Below are 7,084 nucleotides of genomic sequence, written 5' to 3' on the forward strand. Positions count from 1 at the left end.
CGGATCTCCCTTCGGTCGCCCGGGATGCCCTTGGATTGATCGAGATACGAGCATGAACGTCACACCCGCCTCAGTCGCCGCCTCGATAGAAGGGCGCGGCATCATCAAGACCTTCGGCGGCTTCACCGCCGTCGACGGGCTGACGCTCAACATCCGCAGCGGCGAGTTCGTCAGCCTGATCGGCCCGTCCGGCTGCGGCAAGAGCACGTTCATGCTGATGGCGGCCGGGCTGATCCCGGTGAGCCGGGGCGAGCTCCTGGTCAACGGCAAGGCGCTGACCTCGCCGCTGACCGATATCGGCATCGTCTTCCAGGATCACCTCCTGCTCGAATTCCGCACGGCGATGGAGAACGTGCTGCTGCAGGCGGAGATCCGCGGCCTGCCGCTGGAGCCGGCGCGCGAGCGGGCGCTCGACCTATTCGCCAAGCTCGGCATCTCGCATGCGGTCGACCGCTACCCGAAGCAGCTCTCCGGCGGCATGCGCCAGCGCGTCTCGATCGCCCGCGCGCTGATCCACAATCCCGCCGTGCTGATGATGGACGAGCCCTTCGGCGCGCTCGACGCCATCACCCGCACCCAGATCCGCCACGACCTCGAACTGCTCTGGATGGAGCAGGCCAAGACGGTGGTGTTCATCACCCACTCGATCGAGGAGGCGATCGGGCTTTCTGATCGTGTGCTGGTGATGTCGCCGACGCCCGGCAGGATCGTCGACGAGATCGCGATCGAACTGCCACGCCCGCGCCCGGCCCATCTCGGCGACTATCCAAGCTTCAACCACTACGCCGACCGGATTCACGATGCATTCCGACGCTTCGGGGTAATCAAGTACTGAGGCGGCGCGCGACCGGCACACCCCGGCGGGCGCCGAACTGATCGACCGAGCTTGGCGTATCGCTTCCGTTAGATGTTAATTCCACTGCTCCGCCGACCTCCACAACACATAAGGCCAGATTTGGTCTCGCGGAATTTTCAACGACGGATAGACAAAGCTTTAAATCTCAGGCGCACGATCGATTCGAAGCAATTTATCAAAATAAAAATCACATAACGAGGCGTAAATACTAATATTACCACTCATAACTGGAAGGTAAATCAACCTTCAGCCTCTTTATCAAGATCAATAGGCTCGAACATCTCGGCATGCTGCTCAAGGAGGATAGGCAGGGCGTCCAGGAGCTTGGTTGTGTGGCGACGCGTCAAGGCTTCGGCTCTGTCGGCGTCACCGGACGCCACGGCATCGAGGATTGCCTCATGCTCACCGATATTGACGTTGTAGAGGTTCGCGTAGCTCGGATCTCTAGCTTCGGCCCTTCGCAGCTTCAAATATCGGATGCGGTCGATTTGGATCCTGTGATCGTCGACGATCTTCCATGCCAGCTCGAAGCCGGCGGCGGTGATGACGAGCCGGTGGAACTCGTCGTCCAGTCGCATGAAACGCTGGATCTCGTTGCTCTCCGCCGCAGTCTTCTGAAGTGCCACGCAATAGCGTAATTCCTTGAGAACCGCAGCCGTCGCCTGCATGCTGGCGCGTCGAGCCGCAGCACATTCAAGGGCTTCTCTGACGAAGCAGGCGGCCTCGACTGCAGGGATCGAGATCTTCTGCACCTGTGTGGCTTTCTGCGGTAAAGACCGGATCAGCCCTGTGTCCCGTAGTTGCAGCAGCGCATTGCGAACGGGGTGCCGGCTCAGGCCGAAAGCATCGGCAATGTCCTGCTCCGAAAGCCGTTCTCCCGGCGCGATATCTAGGCGCACAACCGCGTCCCTGATGACGCGTAGGAGCTGGGCGGCCGCCGATTCTCCGGACGCGAGCGGATGTCGCGAGGCAAGCCGCTTCAACACCGTCATGCATTTCCTCCGTGGTCGCCTGCTTTTGGTTGCTGGCCACCTTGTTGACATAAAAACGACACCATGCGCAACTGGGCCACTAGTAGCCTAGTGACTCAGAAGCTGGATCCGATGTCGCCTCCCGTTCAGAAAGTCATTTCCAGCCCGCAGCTCCCGCAGAAGGTCGATGTTGTCGTCATCGGCGGCGGTATCGCCGGCGTCAGCACTGCCTTCTTCTTGGCTCGCAAAGGAATTTCAGTCGCGCTCTGCGAGAAGGGGGAGATCGGCGCCGAGCAGTCGAGCCGGAACTGGGGCTGGTGCCGGACCCTGAGCCGCGACCCGCGGGAGCTTCCTCTGGCGATCGAAAGCCTCCGGCTCTGGCGGCGAATGAACGAAATGACCGGGCGCGAGACCGGCTTCCGCCAGTGCGGCATTCTCTCGCTCTGCGCGACAGAGGGGGAGATCGCGGAAGCGCAACGGGCTGATGACGAGGCCAGACTCTACCAATCCGACGCGAGGATGATCGGGCCCGAAGAGATCCGTGGGCTGGTGCCGGGCACGGGCAAACCCTGGATCGGGGCTCATTTCGCGCCGAGTGACGGGCGGGCCGAACCTGCCCTAGCAGCTCCCGCGATCGCCGAAAGTGCACGCGACGCGGGCGCCTACATCCTGACTGGCTGCGCGGTTCGCGGCATTGAGACTGCGGCCGGTGCGGTTTCAAGCGTAGTTACGGAAAAGGGCGAAATCGCTTGTCAGTCTGTCGTCCTCGCAGGAGGCGTCTGGTCGCGCCTCATGTGCCGCAGCCTTGGCATCCGGCTGCCGCAGCTCAACGTGCAGGGCAATGTCATGCGGACCGCTCCACTTGACGGCGGGCCGGAGGTCTCGGTGCGGGGCCGTGGCTTCGGCCTGCGCAAGCGCCTCGACGGCGGCTACAACATCGCCTACGGACTTTCGAACGAGGCGCAGATAGTTCCGGACAGCTTCCGTTATCTGTTCGATTTTCTGCCGCGTCTTATGATCGAACGTAAGTCGATCCGGCTCCGCTTGGGCAAACGCTTCCTTGAAGAGGCTCGTGATGCACGCGGCTGGTCGACAGACGGCATTTCCCCGTTCGAGCGAACCCGGATTTTGGATCCGCAGGTCATCCAATCGGACATGGATGCCGCATTGCGCAACCTCCGCGCGGCGTTCCCCGTTTTCGACAACGCAAAGATCGTCGAATCCTGGGGCGGGTTAATCGACGCTACCCCTGACGCCGTGCCTGTGATCTCGGCTGTCGATGAGCTGCCGGGCTTCTTCCTCAGCACTGGCTATTCCGGGCATGGCTTCGGCATCGGACCGGGGGCGGGACGGCTGACCGCCGAGATCGTGATGGGAGATGCTCCCGTCGTCGACCCGACGCCCTTCTCATTCAATCGATTGCGGAAGGGTTCGAAGCCCTTGCTCAAGCAAGATCTGCGACGGCTTCCGCTGCAATAGCGAACGCCGGCAGAAGGACCACCGTCACAGTAAGAGGGGAAAAGACGTGGTGAAAGCACTGACGAGATTGTTCGCGGCCATCGTGCTGCTGGCAACAGCGCCGATGGCCTTCGCTCAGGATACCTTGCGCTGGGGTTATAATTCCGCGCCATTTCCGCCGTGGACCAACAAGAGTCCGGCAGGCGAATGGTACGGCTTCGATATCGACATCATGAACGCCCTATGCCGTGAGATGAAGGCTACATGCGAGATCGTTCCCGTCGCCTGGGATGGAATCATCCCAGCTCTCCAGGCCAACAAGATCGACATCATCTGGTCCGGCATGTCGATGACGGCAGAGCGCGAGAAGGTAGTCGACTTCACTGATCGCTATCGTCGCGGACCGGCAGCTTTCATCGCCCCCAAGGCGCTGAAGGTAGAGGTCAGCGCCGCGGGCCTCAAGGACAAGATCGTCGCGGTGACGAAGGCGACGAATTTTCAGCGCTACCTGGAATCGTATTACGGCAATACGGCCAAGATCAAACTGTACGATACACTGGACGACGCCACCGCAGACCTCGTGGCTGGCCGCAACGATGTCGTCATGGGCGATATCCTGCAGTTGACGATCTTCATGAAGAACGTTCCTGGCCAGCCATACGAGATCAAGGGCATCACGCCTGTCGATCCGATCCTGGGGCGCGGCGCAGGCGCCGGCGTGCGCAAGGGCGACACCGTCTTGCGCGACCGCATGAACGTCGCGCTGGCAGCGATCCGCAAGAGCGGGGAGTACCAGGCGATCGCCAAGAAGTATTTCGAGCACGACCCTTACGGCGAGTGATCCGAAGCGGCGAGCCGGTCTGGCCGGCTCGCCCGCAAGATGGCGGTTGGTATGCAGTTCGACCTTTCAACATTCATGACACTGATTGGCTTCGGGCCAACCGGGTGGGGCGGGCAGCTCCTTCGAGGCGCCCTGACGACGATCGAGATCTCCATCGCTTCCTATGTTCTCGGAATGGCGCTCGGCCTTGTCGGGTGCTGGGCCAAGCTCTCAGGCAGCCTGCTCGCCGAAAAGGTGGCAGAGCTCTATACAACGCTCGTGCGGGCCATTCCCGCGCTGCTCCTGATCATCCTGCTCTATTATACTGGAACGGCACTGTTCGACGCGGCTATGGGGCTTATCGGCCTCAAGGGGCGCATTACGCTCAGCGGCTTCGCCACCGTTGTGTTTGCGCTCGGCTTCATAAAGGGCGCGTACATGACGGAGGTGTTCCGGGGCGCCATGGTCTCTGTCCCGCGGGGGATTCACGAGGCCGGTCGGGCGCTGGCTCTACCACCACTGACGCGTTTCCGCTTGGTCACCCTTCCGCTCATGTTGCGCATCGCATTGCCAGGGCTAGGAAACCTCTGGCAATCGGCGCTGAAGGACTCGGCGTTGGTCAGTGTTGTCGGGTTCGAAGAGCTATTGAATGTCGGGAAGATCGCTGCCAGCCAGACGAAGTTCTATCTCAGCTTCTTCCTGCTCGTCGCGGCGATGTTCCTTGCGATCTCGCTGATCTCCAACCTCTTCATCGCGCGGCTTGAGCGGCGCCTGAACCGGGGCTTCGCCTGAAATGGAACTCGCGTTCTTCGTCGAGATGGTGCCGCAACTCGTCGATGGGTTCTGGATCACGCTCAGCCTGTGGCTGTTCTCGCTACTTGCGGGGCTCGCAGGTGCGACCCTCGTGGCAACGATGCGGATGTCGCCGTCTATCTTGCTGAGCGCACCGGCAAGATCATTCCTGACCGTGATCAGGGGCACGCCGCTACTGATACAGGTTTATATCCTCTACTACGGCTTCGGAAACCTCTTCGCGCAGATGCCGTCGATCCGCTACAGCGCGTTCTGGCCCGTCCTTCGAGAGGGGTACTGGTATGCCTGGGCGGCTTTGACGATCAGCTTTGCTGCCTATGGCGGCGAGATTCTGCGGGGCGGCATCGCCGGCGTGCCCAAGGGCGAGATCGAGGCGGCGCGCTCGCTGGGCCTTCGTAGTTGGATGACTTGGCTGCTGATCGTTCTGCCCCGCGCCTTTCGCATCAGTCTACCGGCGTTGGGCGGCCAGAACATCATCCTGCTGAAATCGACAGTCCTGGCGTCGACTATCACGGTGATGGATCTGCTCGGGATGGCCAACTACATCAGAATGCAGACATTCAAGGTTTACGAGCCGCTTCTGGCCGCAACTTTCGTTTTCGTCATCCTGACATGGATTTCGGCACGCGCCGTGACGTGGCTTGAACGCCGGTACAGCTATGGCGCGGGGTAGAAGCTACCTCGTCCCCGCTTCAAGCGCTCAAACGCATCCAACGATCTGTGCTGCTCGGGAACAGCGTCTGCTGTCGGCAGCCATCACTCACCAAGAGGTCACAGCGCATGGAAATCGGGTCGTCACAGCCCAAGGTTGTCGTCATCGGCGCCGGCATTTTCGGTAGCTCAGCCGCACTCCATCTCGCTCGCCTCGGCGCGCGTGTGACGCTCGTCACCGAAGCCGGGTCGGCGAGCGGCGCTTCAGGACGTTCCCTGTCTTGGCTGAACTCGGCTCGCTTGCGGTCGACTGAATATCACGAACTGCGCATGCTCGGGCTGGAACGGTATCGCACTCTCTTGAAACAGCATCCCGGCGCGCCGTGGCTGCGGTTCGACGGCGGTTTGACCTGGGATGCAGATAGCGAGACCAATGGAATAGCCAGCGTATTCGCACACGAGCAGAGCATTGGCTATCCTGCACGGCTACTTTCGGCGGACCAGATTGCGAGTGCGACCCCAGGCGTTCGCGCGCAGGCTGTGCCGCCGCAAGGCGCGATCTTTAATCCGGATGAGGGCTGGGTCGATCTGCCGTCTTTGATCGATGTGTTGCTGATCGAATTTCAGGGCCTTGGCGGGCAGATCGTTCAGAACGCAGGGAAAGCATCGATCGCCGTGTCCGGCTCGCGCGTGAAGGGCGTGAATACCGCTCAAGGCCATTCTTTCGATGCCGATGCGGTGCTGCTCGCGACAGGTCCTGCTGTGCCGAAGATCGTTGCCGAGGTCGGAGCGCGCATTCCGGATGCTACGCCTATCGGTCTGCTCGTGCGGACCAAGCCGGTCGAAGTCTCCTTGCGTGCGGTTTTGAACACGCCCCGCGCGGCCGTCCGTCCCACGCCTGACGGAGCGCTAGTTGTGGACTCGGGTTGGTCAGAGCGGGAAGTCGTAATCCATCCTGATGGCGGCTACGAGGCCAAGGACTCGACCATTCAGGGCCTGCTGCGAGAAGCTTCCGCGGTTTTGGAGGGCAACCCCAAGCTCGTGTTGGATTCATACGGATTGGGCCCCAAGCCGATCCCCGAGGGCGGAGAGCCAGTGTTCGGCCAACTGGACGAGGTCGCCGGCTATCATGTCGCCTTCAGCCATAGCGGGGCCACACTCGGATTGATCGCTGGTGAGTTGCTGGCAGCTGAGATCGTTACCAGTGAACAGAGTCCGCTTCTCGCGAAATTTCGACCAAACCGTTTCGGATAGGCCGGCACCTTTTGCGAGCCGATCGTAAACGATTGGCTGTCGGATTTCAGCGAACTTAGGAGACTTGGACGATGAGTGTGATCGAGCCTGCCGGCTCCCGGCCTGCGGCGCCGAAGCAGACCTCGTTGAACACGGCGACGGCGGTCGAGATGATCGGCGTGAACAAGTGGTACGGCGAGTTCCACGTGTTGCGGGACATCAACCTCAAGGTTCAGCGCGGCGAGAAGCTGGTCATCTGCGGCCCGTCCGGTTCGGGCAAGT

7 protein-coding genes and 1 pseudogene are annotated in these 7,084 nt (G+C 61.3%); 7 read left to right on the top strand and 1 reads right to left on the bottom strand.

The genetic code is table 11. The annotated features are described in order from the left end of the window. The first annotated feature begins 52 nt into the window (after nt 1-52). A complete protein-coding gene (locus tag AC1DIN_RS19940) occupies nt 53-835 on the top strand; it encodes an ABC transporter ATP-binding protein (protein ID WP_476811051.1) in 783 nt (260 codons plus the stop codon). A gap of 260 nt (nt 836-1,095) precedes the next feature. Here AC1DIN_RS19940 and AC1DIN_RS19945 read toward each other — a convergent pair whose 3' ends face one another. Further along, complete coding sequence (locus tag AC1DIN_RS19945; protein WP_441471964.1) at nt 1,096-1,848, bottom strand: GntR family transcriptional regulator; 753 nt, start codon at nt 1,846-1,848, stop codon at nt 1,096-1,098. A 111-nt stretch (nt 1,849-1,959) separates the two neighbouring features. Here AC1DIN_RS19945 and AC1DIN_RS19950 point away from each other — a divergent pair, with 111 nt between their 5' ends. From AC1DIN_RS19950 to AC1DIN_RS19975, 6 genes and pseudogenes are all read left to right on the top strand, one after another. Continuing rightward, a complete protein-coding gene (locus AC1DIN_RS19950; protein ID WP_476811052.1) occupies nt 1,960-3,306 on the top strand; it encodes an NAD(P)/FAD-dependent oxidoreductase in 1,347 nt (448 codons plus the stop codon). 49 nt (nt 3,307-3,355) lie between these two features. Further along, entirely contained in the window at nt 3,356-4,126 is a 771-nt protein-coding gene (locus AC1DIN_RS19955) for a transporter substrate-binding domain-containing protein (RefSeq protein ID WP_441471966.1), read from the top strand. 51 nt (nt 4,127-4,177) lie between these two features. Then, entirely contained in the window at nt 4,178-4,897 is a 720-nt protein-coding gene (locus tag AC1DIN_RS19960; protein WP_476811053.1) for an ABC transporter permease, read from the top strand. A 1-nt stretch (nt 4,898) separates the two neighbouring features. Then, nucleotides 4,899-5,591 (top strand): ABC transporter permease, encoded by a 693-nt coding sequence (locus AC1DIN_RS19965; protein ID WP_476811054.1) that lies wholly within the window; start codon nt 4,899-4,901, stop codon nt 5,589-5,591. A 107-nt stretch (nt 5,592-5,698) separates the two neighbouring features. Next, nucleotides 5,699-6,823 carry an NAD(P)/FAD-dependent oxidoreductase gene (locus AC1DIN_RS19970; protein WP_476811055.1) on the top strand — a complete coding sequence of 375 codons (1,125 nt, stop codon included), beginning with the start codon at nt 5,699-5,701 and terminating at the stop codon, nt 6,821-6,823. 71 nt (nt 6,824-6,894) lie between these two features. Beyond that, a pseudogene (locus tag AC1DIN_RS19975) lies at nt 6,895-7,084 on the top strand (amino acid ABC transporter ATP-binding protein); the annotation flags it as partial.

Source organism: Allobosea sp. 05T438 (assembly GCF_056396025.1).

Excerpts from the sequence above, each read along its gene's own strand:
- AC1DIN_RS19950 (WP_476811052.1), top strand. The coding sequence starts at position 1,960 with ATGTCGCCTCCCGTTCAGAAAGTCATTTCCAGCCCGCAGCTCCCGCAG.
- AC1DIN_RS19960 (WP_476811053.1), top strand. The coding sequence starts at position 4,178 with ATGCAGTTCGACCTTTCAACATTCATGACACTGATTGGCTTCGGGCCA.
- AC1DIN_RS19965 (WP_476811054.1), top strand. The coding sequence starts at position 4,899 with ATGGAACTCGCGTTCTTCGTCGAGATGGTGCCGCAACTCGTCGATGGG.
- AC1DIN_RS19970 (WP_476811055.1), top strand. The coding sequence starts at position 5,699 with ATGGAAATCGGGTCGTCACAGCCCAAGGTTGTCGTCATCGGCGCCGGC.
- AC1DIN_RS19940 (WP_476811051.1), top strand. The coding sequence starts at position 53 with ATGAACGTCACACCCGCCTCAGTCGCCGCCTCGATAGAAGGGCGCGGC.
- AC1DIN_RS19945 (WP_441471964.1), bottom strand. The coding sequence starts at position 1,848 with ATGACGGTGTTGAAGCGGCTTGCCTCGCGACATCCGCTCGCGTCCGGA.